This is a genomic window from Rhizobium album (assembly GCF_003122325.1).
GTDB classification, from domain to species: Bacteria; Pseudomonadota; Alphaproteobacteria; order Rhizobiales; family Rhizobiaceae; genus Metarhizobium; species Metarhizobium album.
In genome coordinates this window covers 80,915-98,529 of the sequence record NZ_QFBC01000013.1, presented here as the reverse complement: position 1 = coordinate 98,529, position 17,615 = coordinate 80,915, and the positions used below count along the sequence as shown (strand labels likewise).

The following is a 17,615-nucleotide window of genomic DNA, read 5'->3' as shown; positions in this document are numbered from 1 at the left end:
AGAATGATGAAGGCGGGGGTTTCCATTCTCGGTATTTTCGTGGCCGATACGGCCTATCTGGCGAAGCGCCTGCCGGCAATCGGCGAGACGATCACCGGCAGCGGCTTTTCCGTCGGCCCGGGCGGCAAGGGATCGAACCAGGCCGTCGCCGCGGCGCGTGCCGGCGGCAAGGTGTCGTTCATCTCCAAGATCGGCCGCGACACCTTTGGCGACATGGGGCTGAAGACCTATGCCGAGGCCGGCGTGACGCCGAAGCTCGTGCAGATGGACGACATGCCGACGGGGGCCGCCTTCATCTTCGTCAACGATACCAACGGCGACAATGCCATCATCGTCTATCCGGGTGCCGCCGGCACCATCGGCATCGACGATGTCGAGGCGGCGCGCGACACCATCGAGCAATCGGCGGTCTTCGTCACCCAGCTGGAGCAGCCGGCGGCAGCGGCGCAACGGGCGTTGGAAATCGCCCGCGCCGCCGGGGTGACGACGGTGTTCAATCCGGCGCCGGCAGAACCGTTTCCGGACTCGATCTATCCGCTCTGCGATTATATCGTGCCGAACGAGACGGAGGCGGCGGCCCTTGTCGGCTTTGCGCTCGACAGCATTGACGACGCCCGCAAGGCCGGTGATGCTTTCCTGGCACGGGGCGTCAAGGTGGCGCTGATCACGCTTGGCGGTCGCGGCGTGCTCTACCATTCGGCGGAGACCTCCGTGCATGTTCCGGCGATTGCGGCCGGAACGGTGATCGACACGACCGGTGCGGGCGATGCCTTCGTCGGCGGATTTTCGGCGGCCCTGTCGCGCGGGACCGATCCTGTCGAGGCCGTGCGTTTCGGCTGCGCCACGGCCGGTATCGCCGTGACGCGGCGAGGCACGGCGCCGGCGATGCCGAAGCTGGACGAGATCGAGGCGCTGCTGGGCTGACGGCCTATCGGCGTGGCGGTCGTCGGCTTGCTCCCGACAAGACTGGATCCTGTCCGGATTCCAGCTTACCAGCATGTAATTTTGCTACATAACCAGAGATCAAAAAGAAGTCTTATTGCCATGGCGATGAAATAAATGCCTAATATTATTGTCATTTTTCTCGTAAAATGAGTTGACTGATAATTTTTATGTAATTATTCTACATATTGTCGTTTGGGATAACGATAGTGTCCTGCGTGGGAGCTCGGGACGTCGGAGGGTTTTTCATGAGCACCGCATCTCTTTTCAGAGAGGTTTTCGCGCGCGCCTGTCAGGCGCCGGCGCTTATGCCGAATGGCCGGCTGGCGGCTGTTGCCGATGGCATTTCCGGCGCACGCGCGATCGTTGATGGGGTGAAGTCATGACCCGCAATGATCCGATCAAGCATGTCTTCATCTGGCCGGCGCTGCTGATCGTGCTGATCATCTCGATCTTCCCGCTGATTTATTCGCTGACCACCAGCTTCATGAGCCTGCGCCTGGTGCCGCCGATGCCGGCGCGCTTTGTCGGTTTCGGCAACTATGCCGAACTGCTGCAGAACCCGCGTTTCTGGAACGTCGCGAAAACGACGAGCATCATCGCCTTCATCTCCGTTGCCCTGCAATATGTCGTCGGCTTTTCGGTCGCCCTGGCGCTGAACCGGCGCGTGCCCGGCGAAGGCCTGTTCCGCGTCACCTTCCTGCTACCGATGCTGGTGGCGCCGGTGGCCGTGGCGCTCGTCGCCCGCCAGGTGCTCAACCCGACCATGGGGCCGCTGAACGAGCTGATGACCTTCTTCGGCTTCCCCAACCTGCCGTTCCTGACGCAAACCTCCTGGGCGCTCGGTGCGATCATCGTCGTCGAAGTCTGGCAGTGGACGCCCTTCGTCATCCTGATGATGCTCGCCGGCCTGCAGACGCTGCCCGATGACGTCTACGAGGCGGCGTCGCTGGAAAATGCCAGCCCGTGGCAGCAATTCTGGGGCATCACCTTCCCGATGATGCTGCCGATCTCGGTCGCCGTCGTCTTCATCCGGCTGATCGAGAGCTACAAGATCATCGACACGGTCTTCGTCATGACCGGCGGCGGCCCGGGAATCTCGACTGAAACGCTGACGCTGTTTGCCTATCAGGAAGGCTTCAAGAAGTTCAACCTGGGTTACACGTCGGCGCTCTCCTTCCTGTTCCTGATCGTCATCACCGTCATCGGGCTGGTTTATCTCGCCATTCTCAAGCCTTACCTGGAGAAGCACAAATGAGCGTGCGCACCCTTGAGGGTAATGCCCGGTTCTGGGCGCTGGCCGCCTGCCTTTTCTGGCTCGCCTTCACGCTTTTCCCGCTCTATTGGGTGGTGATCACCTCGTTCAAGTCGCCGCTCGGCGTCGTCGGTGGGCCGACTTACATTCCCTTCGTCGATTTCGAACCGACGCTGACGGCCTGGAGCGAGCTGTTGTCCGGCCAGCGCGGCCAGTTCTTCAGCACCTTCATCGCCTCGACCATCATCGGCCTGTCGGCGGCGTTCCTCGCCACGGCGATCGGGTCCATGGCGGCCTATGCGCTGGTGCGCTTCACCTTCGAAGTCCGGCTGCTCTCCGCGGTCATCTTTGTGGTCATCGCTTTCGGCGGTTATCTGCTGTGCCGTCACTATCTCGGCGTCGGCCAGGCGACGTCACTGATCTATGCCTTCATCGCCGCCCTGGCATTGTCGATTATTTCCAGCCGGTTCAAGCTGCCGGGGCCTGTACTTGGCAATGACGATATCGTCTTCTGGTTCGTCAGCCAGCGCATGTTTCCGCCGATCGTCGCCGCCTTCGCGCTTTATCTGATGTACACGGAAATGGGCAAGCTCGGCTTCAAGCTGGTCGATACCTACTGGGGCCTGACCTTTGCCTACATTGCCTTCTCGCTGCCGATCGTCATCTGGCTGATGCGCGACTTCTTCGCCGCGCTGCCGATTGAGGTCGAGGAAGCGGCGATGGTCGACAACGTGCCGACCTGGCGGATCTTCTTCGGCATCGTGCTGCCGATGTCGAAGCCGGGCCTGATCGCCACCTTCATGATTACGCTTGCCTTCGTCTGGAACGAATTCCTGTTCGCGCTCTTCCTGACGAATTCGAAATGGCAGACGCTTCCCATTCTCGTCGCCGGCCAGAACAGCCAGCGCGGCGACGAATGGTGGTCGATATCGGCAGCCGCCCTGGTCGCCATCATCCCGATGGTGGTCATGGCGGGTCTATTGAGCAGGCTGATGCGGTCCGGCCTGCTTCTGGGAGCAATCAAGTGACCGTTTATTCCGTGAGTTTACCGCTCGTCTAAAGTCTTGGGAGGACAATATGAGAAGACTGCTACTGGGTTCCACCGCCGCGACGCTGCTGGCGTTCAGCGGTGCAAGCACCGCCATGGCGGCGTGCGATCCGGATTATACCGGCGTCACGATCACCGCGACGACGCAGACCGGCCCCTACATCGCTTCGGCGCTGCAGCTTGCCGCCAAGGGCTGGGAAGAAAAGACTTGCGGCAAGGTCAACGTCGTCGAGTTTCCGTGGTCGGAACTCTATCCGAAGATCGTCACCTCGCTGACCTCGGGCGAAGATACCTTCGACGTCGTCGCCTTCGCACCGGCCTGGGCGCCTGACTTCACCGACTTCCTGTCGGAAATGCCGAAGTCGATGCAGGAAGGCGCCGACTGGGAAGACATCGCCCCGGTCTACCGTGAATCGCTGATGGTCTGGAACGGCAAGGTCCTGTCGCAGACCATGGACGGCGACGCCCACACCTATTCCTATCGCATCGACCTGTTCGAGAATGCCGACAACCAGAAGGCCTTCAAGGACAAGTACGGCTACGACCTGGCGCCGGCCAAGACCTGGAAGCAGTATCTCGACATCGCCGAGTTCTTCCAGCAGCCGGACAAGAACCTCTGGGGCACGGCGGAAGCCTTCCGTCGCGGCGGCCAGCAGTTCTGGTTCCTGTTCAGCCATGTCGCCGGCTATACCAGCCATCCCGACAATCCGGGCGCGATGTTCTTCGATCCGGACACCATGGATGCGCAGGTCAACAATCCGGGCTGGGTTCGCGGCCTGGAAGAATACGTCCGTGCCTCCAAGCTTGCACCGCCGAATGCACTGAACTTCTCCTTCGGTGAAGTCAACGCCGCATTCGCCGGCGGCCAGGTGGCGGAATCGATCGGCTGGGGCGACACCGGCGTCATCGGCGCCGATCCGAAGCAGTCGAAGGTTGCCGGCAACGTCGGCTCGGCGTCGCTGCCGGGTTCGGACGAGATCTGGAACTACAAGACCAAGAAGTGGGACAAGTTCGACCATGTGATCCAGACGTCGTTCATGGCGTTCGGTGGTTGGCAGGCAGCCGTACCAGCGTCCTCCAAGAACCAGGAAGCAGCCTGGAACTACATCCAGTACCTGACCAGCCCGGCCGTTTCCGGCCAGGCGGCGATCACCGGCGGCACGGGCGTCAACCCTTATCGCATCTCGCACACCACCAACATGGAACTGTGGTCGAAGATCTTCTCGGAGCGTGAAGCCAAGGAATATCTCGGCGCACAGAAGGCTGCCGTCACCGCCGACAACACGGCGCTCGACATGCGCCTGCCGGGCTACTTCTCCTACACGGAAATCCTCGAAATCGAGCTTTCCAAGGCTCTTGCCGGCGAAGTCACCCCGCAGCAGGCGCTCGATAGCGTTGCCGAGCAGTGGAACAAGCTGACCGACGAATTCGGCCGCGACAAGCAGCTTGCCGCCTACCGCGCATCGATGGGTCTGCCGGCCAAGTAAGCTTCGGCTTCTCGATAAAAGGTCCGGCTGCTTGTCAGGGCAGCCGGACCGGTCTCTAAAATACTACCCGCCGCAGAGGCGTGAAAGAAGGGCTCCGATGTCCCAGGTTCGTTTGCAGCAGGTCACGAAATCATTCGGCAGCGTCACGGTCATTCCGCCGCTCGACCTGACGATCGCCGACAAGGAATTCGTCGTGCTCGTCGGCCCGTCCGGCTGCGGCAAGACGACGACGTTGCGCATGATCGCCGGGCTGGAACAGGCGACCTCGGGCGAGATCCGCATCGGCGACCGCGATGTCACGGCGCTGCGCCCCGGCCTGCGCAACTGCTCGATGGTCTTCCAGAACTACGCGCTTTATCCGCATATGACGGTGGCCGAAAACATCGGCTACGGCATGAAGGTGCGCGGCACGCCGAAGGCGGAGATCGACAAGGCCGTGACGGAAGCGGCCCGCATCCTCAATCTCGGCGCCTATCTCGCCCGCAAGCCGAGCGCCCTTTCGGGCGGCCAGCGCCAGCGTGTCGCCATCGGCCGCGCCATCGTCCGCCAGCCGGATGTCTTCCTGTTCGACGAGCCGCTCTCCAACCTCGACGCCAAGCTGCGTATCGAGATGCGCACCGAAATCAAGCTGCTGCATCGCCGGCTGCAGACGACGGTGGTCTACGTCACCCACGACCAGGTGGAAGCCATGACCATGGCCGACCGCGTCGTGGTGATGAACCAGGGCCGCATTGAACAGGCCGCCGATCCGATCACGCTTTACGAGTCCCCGCGCAATCTGTTCGTCGCAGCCTTCATCGGTGCGCCAAGCATGAATTTCATCGAGGGCAGCCTCGATCAGGGCGACGGCGGTCCGGTTTTCCGTGGGCAGGACGGCGTTTCGGTGCCGATCCCGGCGGAACGGGTTTCGGCGCTGTCTCCTTACGCCGGCCAGGCCGTCATTTTAGGCATCCGGCCGGAACATACGGCGCCGGCCAGCGGCTCCGATCCTTCGATCAAGCTCAAGGTCACGGATATCGAACCGCTGGGGCCACACACGCTGGCGATCGGCAAGGCCGGCGGCGCAGCCTTCACGGCACAAATGCCGGCAAACACACGCGTCGGCCCTGATGACAGCGTCGACGTGCAACTCGATGCGCAGAAGATGCATTTTTTCCTGAAGAGCAACGGCGAGGCCCTTCCGCGTTAAAAGCCGCCGGTTTCCTGCAAAAAGCATGTTTTGATGCCGGAAGGGAACTTTTGCGCGTTGTTCGTTGTTCATGGCGAAGAAGGAGGCATCGCCATGAGACTGAAACTTTCGCTTCTCGCCTTCGCTTTCATTGCGGCCACCGGCTTCCTGCTCGCCGTGGCATGGCAGCCGACCGGTCCCGCCGGCATACAGAAGACCGACCGGCTTGTCGGCAACACCGAGGCGCCGTTCCTGATGGAGCGTTTTGCCGGCTGATTTCCGGCACGCCTGGCACCTGCAGCGCGGATCAAAGCCGCAATGCAACCGTCTTGATGACGGCGAAGACATGTTTGCCCGGTAGAATGTCGAGCCTGCGGACCGAGACCTCGGTCAGGCGGGCCTGTATCGTATCGCCGCCGCAATCGACCTCGACGTCACACATGCCGTCCGTTCCGCTCATCAGGGTCACGACCGTACCGGGCAGGATGTTCAGCGCGCTGATATGCTCGGGCCTTGCCGTCGCGAGCATGACGTCGCGGGCCGGGATGTGCAGGCGAACCGGGCGTCCGGTCGGCAGTTCTTCGGCAAGCGGCACCACCAGTTGCGCCGATTTCAGCATGATCGAGGCGAGGCGCTGGTCGCTGTCATAGGCGTGTAGCCGACCCTCCAGCAATGCGCCGGTCTCGCGGCGATCCACCGCGACGGCGATGGAGGGGTGGCCGAGGATCTGTCCCGCCTCGCCCACGGCTTCCACCCGGCCGTTGTTCATCAAAACGATGCGGCTTGCGAGCCTTGCGACTTCGGCAACGGAGTGGCTGACATAGATGATCGGAATGTCGGCGTCGTCGCGCAGTCGTTCGAGATAGGGCAGGAGTTCCGCCTTGCGGGCGTCATCGAGCGCCGCCAGCGGCTCGTCCATCAGAAGCATGCGTGGCGAAGACAAAAGCGCCCGGCCGATGGCGACGCGCTGTTTTTCGCCACCGGACAGTTTTGCCGGGCGCCGTTCGAGCAGATGCTCGATGCCAAGCAGGTCGAGGATGCGGTCGAAATTTTCGCGGCGCTCGGCCTTGGGTGCGAACCATCGTCCGTAGTTTAGGTTCTGCCGCACGGAGAGATGCGGGAAAAGGCGCGCTTCCTGAAAGACATAACCGAAGCGGCGGCGATGTTTCGGTACGAGGATGCGTTTTTTCGTATCGACGAGGACATCGCCGTCGAGCTCGATGCGGCCGTCGTCCGGCCGGTCCAGGCCGGCAATAATGCGCATGACGGAGGTTTTGCCTGAGCCGGAGCGGCCGAAGAGCGCGGTTACGCCGCTTTCCGAGCGGAAGGAGACATCCACGGCAAACGATCCGAGGCGGTGGCGGACATCGACGAGCAGCGTCATTCGATATCCACCCTTCGGCCTATGGCATGGGCGATCAGTTCGGATGCCATCAGCGCCAGCATGGAAATGGCGATGGCGATCACCGTCAGCCGCAGGGCGCCGAGATCACCGCCGGGCACCTGCGTGAACGTATAGATCGCCGCCGAAAGTGTCTGCGTCTCGCCCGGAATGTTGGAGACGAAGGTGATGGTGGCGCCGAATTCCCCCATCGCCTTGGCAAATGACAGGATCATGCCGGCGATGATGCCGGGCAGCATCAACGGCAGGGTAACGGTGAGGAAAACCCAGAGCGGGCTGGCGCCCAGCGTGCCGGCCGCCTCCTCCAGCTTGCGGTCGACCGCTTCGAGCGACAGGCGGATGCTGCGCACCATCAGGGGAAAACCCATGATGGCGCAGGCAAGCGCTGCACCGGTCCAGCGGAAGGAAAAGACGATGCCGAAATGTTCATCGAGGAAGGAGCCGATCGGTCCTCGACGGCCGAACAGCACCAGCAGCAGGAAGCCGGTGACAACCGGCGGCAGGATCAGCGGCAGGTGCACGATGCCGTTGAGAATGGATTTTCCCCAGAATCGGCCGCGGGCCAGCAGCACCGCGACGGCGATGCCGAAGGGCAGGCTGGCGACCATCGCCACGCTAGCCACCCACAGGCTGATCCGGATGGCCGTCCATTCCTCGTCACTGAGGGAAAACCACTCCAACAGAAAATCGTCTCCCCCGGCGCCGGCAGATGACGGGCTCACCTTCATCGAGGCAAGCCCGGAAAGCTTATTTCAGGATAGTGAAACCCTGTTCGGTAAAGAAGGGTGCAGCCTTGTCCGATTTCAGGAAGTCGAGATAGGCAGCAGCGGCAGCGCTCTTGCTTTCCGCCAGCACGGCAACCGGATAGATGATCGGCGGATGGCTGTCTTCCGGGAAGGTGCCGACGATGGCGACGCCCGGATCGGCGGCGGCGTCCGTCTGGTAGACGATGCCGTAAGGGGCTTCGCCGCGAGAAACCAGCGCCAGGGCGGCACGCACGCTTTCCGCACCCGCCACCTTGCTCTCGACCGCCGACCAGGCGCCGAGCTTTTCAAGCGCCGCCTTGCCGTACTTGCCGGCCGGCACCGACTTGACCTCGCCCATGGCGAGCTTGCCGTCGCCGACGAGACCGGCGAGATCGAAGCCCTCCTTGATCTCGACCGGCTGGGCCTTGTCCTTGGCGGCGACCAGCACGATGCGGTTGCCGAGCAGGTTGGTGCGGGTGTCGTCCTTGATCAGTTTCTTTTCGGCGACGTAATCCATCCAGGCCAGATCGGCGGAAATGAATATGTCGGCCGGTGCGCCGCCTTCGATCTGCTTGGCGAGCGCCGAGCTTGCCGCATAAGACACCGTCGTTTCGTTGCCGGTTTCCGTCTGCCAGGCGGCATTGGCGGCGTCGAGCGCGTTCTTCATGCTGGCCGCAGCAAAGACGGTAACCTTTTCAGCGGCCTGGACCGGCAAGGCGAGTGTTGCGGTCAAAAGCCAGGCAACGGTTGCGGCTGCGCCGGCGGCCTTGCCCCAGCGACGGTGATGCATACCCATGAAATTCTCCCTCTCCGATCAAAATATTCCTTTGAATATAACGATGCCGCGCCGATGGCTAGTGGGAGAACGGAATTTCTATTGCGGCTGCGCCAGGTCACGCCCGGTTCCGGGCACAAAAAAATGCCGGGCGCTACGACCCGGCATTCCTGTTACCTGCTGATCCGGGTTTTCCGGCTGATCAGCCGCTCCGACGCACCTGCGCGGCATAGCGCTCGCGCTCCAGCTCGGCTTCACGCGCCGTCAGCGGCGGGCTTGTTTCATCGAAACGGCTCCAGCCCTGCGCGGTATAGTCATTGCGGCGAGCCTCGATGTCGATGCGGCGGGCACGCTGCAGGATGGCTTCCGTCGTGCCCTGCAAACCGTCTTCGACACGGGCGGTGACCAGCGTGCCGCCACGGCGGATTCCTTCGGCATAGACATGCGCATCCTGTTCGGAGACGCCGGCATTGGTGAGCGCGCCGATCAGGCCGCCGGCCGCGCCACCGACCACTGCGCCTGCCGCAGCACCGGCGAGGGTCGAAACAAGCCACCCGGCTGCAACCACCGGCCCGACACCGGGAACCGCCATCAAGCCAAGCCCGGCCAGCAAACCGCCGGCGCCGCCGGCCACTGCGCCGATGCCTGCACCGGTTTCCGCGCCCGTCGCCGCACCGCTGGTTTCCTCGTTGTACCATTCGCCGGTATTGTTGGCGATGATGCTGATGTCATCTCGCGGCACGCCCGCAGCTTCGATTGCACGGACGGCCGAAACGGCGTCGTCGTAAGTGTCGAAAAGTCCGGAAACAGTTTTCATCTTGTCTTCCTTACCTGTTGGAGTTGGGGATCAATGGGCGACGATGTTGCCTTGGTAATCGAGCGCTACGGCGACCGTCTGGGCGTCTTTCTTGGCTGTGCCGCGCCAGATACCCTGTGCGTCCAGCGCCAATGCTTCCACATTGGAATAACCGGCCTCGGTGATGCGCTCACGCGCCTGGTCTTCGGTGAAGCTGTTTTCGCCCGGCACCGGCGCATCGGCATTGGTGCTTTCAGGCGTTGCGATTGCCGGCGTATCCGCATCGACGGAATTGGTGGTCTGCGCGACAGCCATCGACGAAGCCAGAGACAGGGCGGCGGCAATGATGATGGATGCTTTCATGAAATCCTCGCTTTTTCAGGCGGCCATAAACGGCCTCAGCCAAGAAACAGCGGGAGACGCGTTTATGTTCCCGGCAAAAAGCGGAGAAGATGAGGATAGCGGAAAAGCGTTCAGCTTGGAACTTTTCCGCCGCTGCCGCGTTTCATAGTCATCGATCAATCGATCGTTTTCATTTTTGCTCCTATCCCCGACTGACGCCCCCTCTGGGGGTGTCTTTTTTTGTGCGGGCAGGAAAAACCTTATCGTTTCAGGACATGGGCGGTGCCGCGCATGCCGATTGCCACCGAGGCGCCGACGGAGATAGCGTCGCTGCTCGGCTGCCTGAGGGAAATCCTCCGGTCGCCACCGATGTGCAGCAGCAGCTCGGAGGTCGAGCCGCAGAAATCCAGGCCGACGACGACGGCTTCCACGGTCGGCACGTCGCCCGAAGAGTGCGGCAAGCCGGGCGAGGTCATGAGAACGACCTGTTCGGGACGGATCATGATCGTCGCCGGCCCTCTTCCGTCCTTGTCGTTGACGGCAATGCGGCCGAAGGCGCAATCCGCCTGGCCGCCGTCGAGCTGCGCCGGCAGGAGGAGCGCTTCACCGAGGAATTCCGCGGTCAGCACATCGTTCGGATGCAGGTAGACATGCTGCGGCGAACCGACCTGAACCAGCTTGCCGCTGCGCATGACCGCCAGCTGGTCGGCGAAGGACAAGGCTTCGCTCTGGTCGTGGGTGACGAGGATCGTGGCGATGCCGGCGTCGGAGAGAACCTGTGCCACCGCCTTGCGGGTCGCGGCGCGCAGGCCGGTGTCGAGGGCGGAAAAGGGTTCGTCCAGCAACATCAGCCGCGGCTTGCGGGCCAGCGCCCGCGCCAGCGCCACCCGCTGCTGCTGCCCGCCGGAGAGTTGATCGGGGCTTCTTTCCAGCATCGAGCGGTCGAGCCCGACCATGTCCATCAGTTCGCGAATGCGCACTGGGCGATCCGCGGCCCGGCGGTCGAGGCCGAAGCCGATGTTCTGCTCGATGGTCAGATGCGGAAAAAGCGCGCCGTCCTGTGCCACGACGCCGATTCCGCGCCGGTGCGCCGGCACGCTCTCTTGACCGTCGGCAAGGACGATGTCGTCGAGCACGACCTCGCCGCGGTCCGGTGTGTCGAAACCGGCGATGATGCGCAGCAGCGTCGTCTTGCCGGAACCGGAAGGTCCGACGATCGCCGTGCGGCTGCCGGAGGCGACGGACAGGTCGACATCGTCCAGCGCCGTCACCGTACCGTAACGCTTGCTCAGGGACCGGATGTTCAGGAAACTCATCGGCCCGCGATCCTTTTCGATTGGCTATAGAGAAGCCAGGTCATGGGCAGCGAAAACAGCACCATGATCAGGGCATAGGGTGCGGCACCGGCATAGTCGATCTCGCTGGAGAGCGCCCAGAATGCCATGGCGAGCGTCCGGGTGCCGTTCGGCGCCAGCATCTGCGTCGCGGTCAGTTCGTTCATGATGCCGAGCGCCGAAAGCGCCATGCCGGCGGCGGCTCCGGGCGCGGCCAGCCGCACCGTCACCGACCAGAGGCTGGCCGCCGGCGACCGGCCGAGGCTGGCGGCAGCCTGTTCCAGCTCGACCGGGGCCTGCGCGATGCTGGCGCGCAGGCTGACGAGGGCGCGCGGCAGGAACATGATGATATAGGCAAGCAGCACCGTCGCCAGCGTCTGGTAGAGCGGCAGCACGACGCGTACGGCAACCGTCACCAGCGCCAGGGCAATCACCACGCCCGGCATCGAACTCGCCAGGTAATAGAAGCTCTCGAGAAGGCGGTTGCTCCGGCTGGGGCGGCGGATCGACAGCCAGGCCATCGGCAATGCGGCGGCCGTCGTGGCGACGCCGCCGATCAGGCAGAGCAGCAGCGTCTGGCCAAGGGCGAGACCGATGTCATTCAGCCGCCAGATCTGCGTCCCGCCGGCCACGAGCCAGCGGCCGAGCGTATAAACGGGGACGCCGAGCGCAAACAGCGCCGTAATGACCGGAATGAGCAGGCAGACCGGTTTTGCCCTGCCGAGCCTGACTGGCGCCGCGCGTCGCGCCGCGCCGGAGCCCAGCCGGGCATAACGCCGGTTGCCACGCGCCAAGGTCTCGAAAGCGAGAAGTGCAAAACAGCAGAGCACGAGCACAACCGCCAGCATGTTCGCAGCCACACCGTTATAGGTCGACTGGAACTGGTCGACGATCGCCGTGGTGAAGGTATCAAAGCGGATCATCACGTAGAGCCCGTATTCGGCCAGCAGGTGCAGGCCGACGAGCAGGGCGCCGCCGCAGATCGCCAGGCGCAGTTGCGGCAGCACGACACGGCAGAACACCTGCAGCGGCGGCAATCCGAGGGAAGCCGCCTGGTCCTCGAGCGCGGGGTCCAGCCGGCGGAACGCCGCGGCCACGGGAAGATAGAGAAACGGAAAATAGGCAACGACCGACACGGCGACGCCGGCCGGCAGCCCATGAAACCGCGGCCACAGGCTGATCCAGGCGTAGCTGTGCACGAAGGCGGGGATGGCGAGCGGCGCCACGGAAAGCCACGCCCAGAGACGCGCACCCGGCATGTCGCTGCGTTCCGTCAGCCATGCCAGCGTCACGGACAGGAGAATGCAGGCAGGCAGGGTCAGCAGAATGAGCAGGACGGTATTGACCAGCAATTCGCCGACCTTGGGCCGGAAGAGCATCGCTGCAACCGTGTCCCAGCCGGTGACCAGCGCCACCCAGACGACGAAGCCGAGCGGCAGCAGCGCCAGCAGGGCGATGACGGCTGCCAATCCGCTGAGCATGGGGGCGCCGCCGTACCAGGCCGGTCTATCGCCCGGCGTCCCGGCATCGGCAAACCCTGCCGGTTGCTGCTCTCCTGCCGTTGAAACCATGGGCGCTTTTGTTTTCCTCGATATGGTGGAGCAGACCGGACGCGCGGATATGCGTCATCCGCTGGTGAACTACAACAGGCCCGCTTCGGTCATCAGGTCTGTGACCTTCTTGCTGTCGAGCGATGCCGGCGCGACGTCCGGCGCCTGCAGGTCGTTCAATGGCACGAGCGCCGGGTTCGAAGCCGCACCCTTGCCGACGGCATATTCGAAGGAGGTGCCGTCCTTGAGGATCTGCTGCCCGTCCGCGCCGGTCAGCCACTTCAGGAATGCCTGCGCCTGCTGCTTGTGCTGGCTGGAGGCGAGGATGCCGCCGCCGGAAATGCTGACGAAGGCGCCGGGATCCTGGTGGCGGAAATAATGCAGGGCGACGTTGCCGCTGTTCTCGCCGGTTTTCGCCTGGTCGCCGAAATAATAATAATGATAGATCAGCGCGCCTTCGACCTCGCCGGCATTGACCGCCTTCATCGCCGTGCTGTTGCCGCGATAGGTGGTGACATTTTGCTTCATGCCGGCAAGCCAGGCCGCCGTCGCCTCCTCGCCCTTCAACTGCAAGAGGGCGCCGACGATCGCCTGGAAATCGGCGCCCGACGGCGATGCGGCCCAGCGGCCCTTCCAGCTCGGATCGGCAAGATCGAGCATCGATTTCGGCAGCGTGTCCTCGGTGAGTTTGGTTTTGTCGTAGGCAAAGACGGTCGAACGCGCGGCGATGCCGATCCACTTGCCGTCTGCGGCGCGGAAATGGTCCGGCACCTGGTCGAGTGTATCCTGGTTCACCGGCTCGAACAGGCCGGCATTGTCCACCAGCGCCATTGCGGGCGAGTTTTCCGTCAGGAAGACGTCGGCGGGGGAAGCCGCCCCTTCCTGGACGATCTGGTTGCCGAGTTCCATGTCGCTGCCGTTGCGGACGGTGACGACGATGCCGGTTTCTTCGGTGAAGGCGTCGACCCATTCCTGCGTCAGGCTCTCGTGCTGGGCATTGTAGATGGTGATGCTGTCGGCGACCTGCGCGTGGGATGAGGCCGGGACCGCTGCAACCGATGCCGTAAGCGCCAGCAGGGCGAGCGTGAGAGAATTGGTCACCTTCATGAAAACCTCCATCGGAATTGACCTCTGCGCATGGCATAATAAAACCAGACCGTAGATGCCAACATAAAATGGCGGCTTGGACGGCAGCGGGCCATTTCGCCACACATGAATGCCGCATGACGGTTCGTGGCAGGGTCCGTCATCTTGCACTTCCGGCGAATGCGGGACAAAAGAGCGGCCAGCAACCTGTTGGCGGATGAACGATGACACCCAGAAAGATCGCGATCGTCGGCGGCGGGCCGGCCGGCCTGATGGCGGCGGAATGGCTGTCCGAATGCGGTTATGCCGTCAGCATCTTCGAAGCCATGCCGACGATCGGCCGCAAATTCCTGCTAGCGGGAAAATCCGGCCTGAACATCACGCATGGCGAGGCGTACGAACAATTCGCCACGCGGTTCGGCGATGCGTCGCAACGCCTGCGGCCGGCGCTCGATGCCTTCGGCCCCGACGATATCCGCCGATGGGCGGCCGGGCTCGGTACCGAAACCTTCGTCGGAACCTCGGGCCGTGTGTTTCCGACGGTCATGAAGGCCTCGCCCCTGTTGCGTGCCTGGCGGCAGAGACTGGAAAGCCAGGGCGTCCGGCTGTTCGTCCGCCATCGCTGGACCGGCTTTGCCGGGAACGCCCCGGTTTTCGCAACGCCGGAGGGGCAGGTGGTGGTGGAAAGCGATGCGGTCCTGCTCGCGCTTGGCGGCGCCAGTTGGCCGCGCCTCGGTTCGGATGGAAGCTGGATGGCCGGCTTGCGGGACAGGGGCGTCGCGGTTGCCGATCTGCAGCCGGCCAATTGTGGCTTCGATGTCGACTGGAGCCCGGGTTTCGGCGACCGGCTGGCGGGAGAGCCGGTCAAGTCCGTCTTGGCGACTTCGGCCGCCGGCGCCTTGCAGGGCGAATTCGTCATCACCCGTCATGGCGTCGAAGGCAGCCTCATTTATGCGCATGCTGCCAGCCTGCGCGACCGAATCGCCAGCGACGGCCATGCGGTTCTCGAGCTTGACCTGATGCCCGGGCGGTCGCTCGAACGGCTTACCCGCGACCTCGCACGCCAGGATGGCAAGGCCAGCCTTTCGAACAGGCTTCGCAAGGGAGCCGGTCTCGACAAGGTGAAGAGCGCGCTCGTGCGGGACTATGCCGATGCCTCGCTACGGGGCGATCCGGCACGTCTTGCCGGGCTGATCAAGGCCCTGCCGCTTCGCCTGGTTCGTCCCCGCCCGATTGCCGAGGCGATTTCTTCGGCGGGCGGCGTTGTCTGGGACGGTCTTGACGATCGTTATATGCTGACTGCGCAGCCCGGGCTTTTTGTCGCCGGTGAAATGATCGACTGGGAAGCGCCGACGGGCGGTTATCTTCTGAGCGCCTGCCTCGCCACTGGCCGGGCGGCGGCATCGGGCATCCACGACTGGCTGCGATCCGCCGGCTGAAACGACGCCGCTGCGATAAAAGTCCAAATACTTGTAGTCGGGTTGTAACGAACTCTTAGGTCTGGTCGTCGAATTGTCCGCCCGCCACCTGCTTTCCGTCAAAATATCGCAAGAACGAATATCATCTTTACCAAATTAAAATTCCCCGCGGCGATCATTCCTCTGTTGTGACAAGACCGGATCAAAGACAACGGGAACCAAGCCATTTGGCCACGGCACTATAACGGGATTTTTGCATGCGCCTTTTGATTGTCGATGACAGCAGATCCAGCCTTGCGGCGCTGGAAGCCGCGGTTCATCAATTTTCCAGCTGCGACGTGGAGAGCTTCACCAATCCCGTGGAGGCCTTGCAGCGCAGTGCGCGCGTGGAATTCGATCTGGTGCTGAGCGATTACATGATGCCGGAAATGGATGGCATCCAGGTGATCAGGCGGCTGCGCAAGCAGAAGGGTTACGAAAACCTGCCGATCGTGATGATCACGTCGCAGACGGAACGGGTCGTGCGGCTGGAAGCCCTGAATGCCGGCGCAACGGACTTCCTCAACAAGCCTTTCGATCCGCTGGAATTGCGGGCGCGGCTTTCCAATCTTCTGGCCTTGCGCAATGCCCAGCTGGCATTGGCCGACCGGGCCAAAACGCTCGACAAGGCGTTCCGCAGGGCAAGCGAGCAGGCCGACATTCGCGAACGTGAAATCATCTGGTGCCTGGCGCAGGCCGTCGCCTCCCGCGACGGCAATACCGGCGATCACGTCGAGCGCGTGGCCACCATCGCCGAACTGATCGCCGAGGGCGTCGGTCTCGACAAGGAACTGCGGCAGAACATCTATCTCGCCGCGCCGCTGCACGACATCGGCAAGATCGGCGTCTCCGATGCGATCCTGCAGAAGCCGGGCAAGCTGGAACCGCACGAAATCGTCGAAATGCGAAAACACGTCGAAATCGGCGTCGGCATCCTCAGCAGTTCCACCGCGGAACTGGCCCGCGTCGCGGCCGCCATCATTGCCGGCCATCACGAAAAATGGGATGGGACGGGATATCCTCGCGGCATGTCGGGCACCGATATACCGATCGAGGCGCGCATCGTCTCCGTCGCCGATGTTTTCGATGCGCTGTGCTCGGACCGTCCCTACAAGCCGGCCTGGACGCTCGAAGCGGCCTACAAGGAAATCATCGCCTGTAGCGGCAGCCATTTCGACCCCGCCTGCGTCGCAGCCTTCCGTCGCAAGTGGCGGGAAATCAAGGCGCTTTTCGACAAGGCGCCGGAAGGCGAGGCCGAGGCCAAGCCGTTTCGTTTCGCCACTTCCGGCTAAAAGGCGCCTCAGCCGCGATCCTCGTCGAACTGGGATGCGGCCGGCAGGGGATGCAGCCAGTCTTCCCTTCTTTTCACCCATACTTCATAGGTCGGCTCCAGGTCGGTCGGTGCCATGTCCAGCGAACCGACGCGCAATTCCGCCTCCGCGTCCGACAGGCAGAACAGGCGCGATCCGCAGGACGGGCAGAAGCTCCGCCCGGCATGGGTGGAGAAATCCCCTGTGGACGAAAAGGCGTGACGGGGCCAAACGGCGAACGTGACGAAGGCCGAACCGCTTTCCTTGCGGCAATCGGTGCAGTGGCAGAGGCCGATGCGCAAAGGCGCGCCACGCACGTCGTAGCGGACGGCGCCGCAAAGACAGCTTCCCGAACGGAGGATCATTGGCCCCCTCCCTGTCGCCAGTGGACCACGAGAGGACCGCCGGCACCGTAGAGCGGGTCCATGTCCGGCAGGGCGACATGTGCAATCGCGGCCTCTTTCTCCGTCTTGTTTTCCGGTCCGGTGCACATGTCCGCCTCCTGCCCCGGCGGATAGGCGCCGATCACCAGGAAATCGGCGGAGGATTGCAGGCGGCAATGGCCGGTGCCGGCCGGCAGCACCACGACGTCGCCGGCAGCGACATCCAGCGTCTCCCCCTCCGGACCGCCGATCAGAAGCCGCGCGCTGCCGTCGGCGAAACCGAGCACCTCGTGCGCTTCAGAGTGATAATGCTGATAGGAAAACACGCCGTTGCGCCAGATCCCCTGCCAGCCATTGCCGGAAAAGGCGTCCACCATCCGGTTTGCCCGGTTTGTGTCGCCACCGAAGACCTGGCGATAGATGAGCACCGGGAGACGGCTGTTGTTCGGCACCCAGCCGCTCGGCCCGAGCATAAGCCGTTGTGGATCGATCATCGTCTTTCTCCCAATCCTATTGCAACCTCGTCAACGGCTG

At 63.2% G+C, this 17,615-nt stretch carries 20 protein-coding genes; 10 read left to right on the top strand and 10 right to left on the bottom strand.

Annotated features, from left to right (window positions below; translation table 11 throughout):
- Positions 1-6 precede the first annotated feature (6 nt).
- The 7 genes from rbsK (at position 7) to DEM27_RS34145 (ending at position 6,176) form a co-directional block, all read left to right on the top strand.
- Positions 7-924, top strand: coding sequence for a ribokinase (rbsK, locus tag DEM27_RS23420; RefSeq protein WP_109460668.1), 918 nt, complete (start codon positions 7-9; stop codon positions 922-924).
- Positions 925-1,190: 266 nt separating this feature from the next.
- Positions 1,191-1,328, top strand: coding sequence for a hypothetical protein (locus DEM27_RS34150; RefSeq protein ID WP_165823549.1), 138 nt, complete (start codon positions 1,191-1,193; stop codon positions 1,326-1,328).
- Entirely contained in the window at positions 1,325-2,200 is an 876-nt protein-coding gene (locus tag DEM27_RS23415; RefSeq protein WP_109460667.1) for a carbohydrate ABC transporter permease, read from the top strand. Before DEM27_RS34150 ends, DEM27_RS23415 begins: the two co-directional genes overlap by 4 nt.
- Positions 2,197-3,225, top strand: a complete 1,029-nt coding sequence (locus DEM27_RS23410) for a carbohydrate ABC transporter permease (RefSeq protein ID WP_109460666.1) — start codon at positions 2,197-2,199, stop codon at positions 3,223-3,225. The genes DEM27_RS23415 and DEM27_RS23410 overlap by 4 nt, the downstream gene beginning before the upstream one ends.
- A gap of 49 nt (positions 3,226-3,274) precedes the next feature.
- Positions 3,275-4,732, top strand: coding sequence for an ABC transporter substrate-binding protein (locus DEM27_RS23405; protein ID WP_109460665.1), 1,458 nt, complete (start codon positions 3,275-3,277; stop codon positions 4,730-4,732).
- Between the two features lie 97 nt (positions 4,733-4,829).
- On the top strand, positions 4,830-5,921 hold the full coding sequence (locus tag DEM27_RS23400) for an ABC transporter ATP-binding protein (protein ID WP_109460664.1): 1,092 nt from the start codon (positions 4,830-4,832) through the stop codon (positions 5,919-5,921).
- A gap of 93 nt (positions 5,922-6,014) precedes the next feature.
- On the top strand, positions 6,015-6,176 hold the full coding sequence (locus tag DEM27_RS34145; protein ID WP_165823548.1) for a hypothetical protein: 162 nt from the start codon (positions 6,015-6,017) through the stop codon (positions 6,174-6,176).
- Between the two features lie 31 nt (positions 6,177-6,207).
- Here DEM27_RS34145 and modC read toward each other — a convergent pair whose 3' ends face one another.
- The 5 genes from modC to DEM27_RS23370 form a co-directional block, all read right to left on the bottom strand.
- On the bottom strand, positions 6,208-7,284 hold the full coding sequence (gene modC / locus DEM27_RS23390; RefSeq protein ID WP_109460662.1) for a molybdenum ABC transporter ATP-binding protein: 1,077 nt from the start codon (positions 7,282-7,284) through the stop codon (positions 6,208-6,210).
- Positions 7,281-8,030 (bottom strand): molybdate ABC transporter permease subunit, encoded by a 750-nt coding sequence (modB, locus tag DEM27_RS23385; protein ID WP_109460661.1) that lies wholly within the window; start codon positions 8,028-8,030, stop codon positions 7,281-7,283. The genes modC and modB overlap by 4 nt, the downstream gene beginning before the upstream one ends.
- 19 nt (positions 8,031-8,049) lie before the next feature.
- Complete coding sequence (gene modA, locus DEM27_RS23380; RefSeq protein ID WP_109460772.1) at positions 8,050-8,838, bottom strand: molybdate ABC transporter substrate-binding protein; 789 nt, start codon at positions 8,836-8,838, stop codon at positions 8,050-8,052.
- 187 nt (positions 8,839-9,025) lie between these two features.
- Complete coding sequence (locus DEM27_RS23375; RefSeq protein ID WP_109460660.1) at positions 9,026-9,640, bottom strand: general stress protein; 615 nt, start codon at positions 9,638-9,640, stop codon at positions 9,026-9,028.
- A 30-nt stretch (positions 9,641-9,670) separates the two neighbouring features.
- Positions 9,671-9,982 (bottom strand): hypothetical protein, encoded by a 312-nt coding sequence (locus DEM27_RS23370; RefSeq protein ID WP_109460659.1) that lies wholly within the window; start codon positions 9,980-9,982, stop codon positions 9,671-9,673.
- On the opposite strand from DEM27_RS23370, the gene DEM27_RS34140 reads away from it, so the two are divergent.
- Complete coding sequence (locus DEM27_RS34140) at positions 9,981-10,130, top strand: hypothetical protein (protein ID WP_165823546.1); 150 nt, start codon at positions 9,981-9,983, stop codon at positions 10,128-10,130. The two genes, DEM27_RS23370 and DEM27_RS34140, sit on opposite strands and share 2 nt — an antisense overlap.
- 91 nt (positions 10,131-10,221) lie before the next feature.
- Here the strand turns inward: DEM27_RS34140 and DEM27_RS23365 are convergent, their stop codons facing one another.
- The 3 genes from DEM27_RS23365 to DEM27_RS23355 form a co-directional block, all read right to left on the bottom strand.
- Positions 10,222-11,277 (bottom strand): ABC transporter ATP-binding protein, encoded by a 1,056-nt coding sequence (locus DEM27_RS23365; protein WP_109460658.1) that lies wholly within the window; start codon positions 11,275-11,277, stop codon positions 10,222-10,224.
- Positions 11,274-12,866 carry an ABC transporter permease gene (locus DEM27_RS23360; protein ID WP_420028849.1) on the bottom strand — a complete coding sequence of 531 codons (1,593 nt, stop codon included), beginning with the start codon at positions 12,864-12,866 and terminating at the stop codon, positions 11,274-11,276. Before DEM27_RS23360 ends, DEM27_RS23365 begins: the two co-directional genes overlap by 4 nt.
- A gap of 69 nt (positions 12,867-12,935) precedes the next feature.
- Positions 12,936-13,952, bottom strand: a complete 1,017-nt coding sequence (locus DEM27_RS23355; protein WP_133251703.1) for an iron ABC transporter substrate-binding protein — start codon at positions 13,950-13,952, stop codon at positions 12,936-12,938.
- A gap of 203 nt (positions 13,953-14,155) precedes the next feature.
- On the opposite strand from DEM27_RS23355, the gene DEM27_RS23350 reads away from it, so the two are divergent.
- Both DEM27_RS23350 and DEM27_RS23345 read left to right on the top strand, forming a co-directional pair.
- Positions 14,156-15,370, top strand: a complete 1,215-nt coding sequence (locus DEM27_RS23350; protein WP_109460656.1) for a TIGR03862 family flavoprotein — start codon at positions 14,156-14,158, stop codon at positions 15,368-15,370.
- A gap of 236 nt (positions 15,371-15,606) precedes the next feature.
- Positions 15,607-16,680: an HD domain-containing phosphohydrolase gene (locus tag DEM27_RS23345; RefSeq protein WP_109460655.1), complete on the top strand. Its 1,074-nt coding sequence runs from the start codon at positions 15,607-15,609 to the stop codon at positions 16,678-16,680.
- An 8-nt stretch (positions 16,681-16,688) separates the two neighbouring features.
- Here the strand turns inward: DEM27_RS23345 and DEM27_RS23340 are convergent, their stop codons facing one another.
- Together DEM27_RS23340 and DEM27_RS23335 are read right to left on the bottom strand one after the other, a co-directional pair.
- Complete coding sequence (locus DEM27_RS23340; protein ID WP_109460654.1) at positions 16,689-17,063, bottom strand: GFA family protein; 375 nt, start codon at positions 17,061-17,063, stop codon at positions 16,689-16,691.
- Positions 17,060-17,572: a cupin gene (locus tag DEM27_RS23335; protein ID WP_420028853.1), complete on the bottom strand. Its 513-nt coding sequence runs from the start codon at positions 17,570-17,572 to the stop codon at positions 17,060-17,062. Before DEM27_RS23335 ends, DEM27_RS23340 begins: the two co-directional genes overlap by 4 nt.
- Between the last annotated feature and the right edge of the window lie 43 nt (positions 17,573-17,615).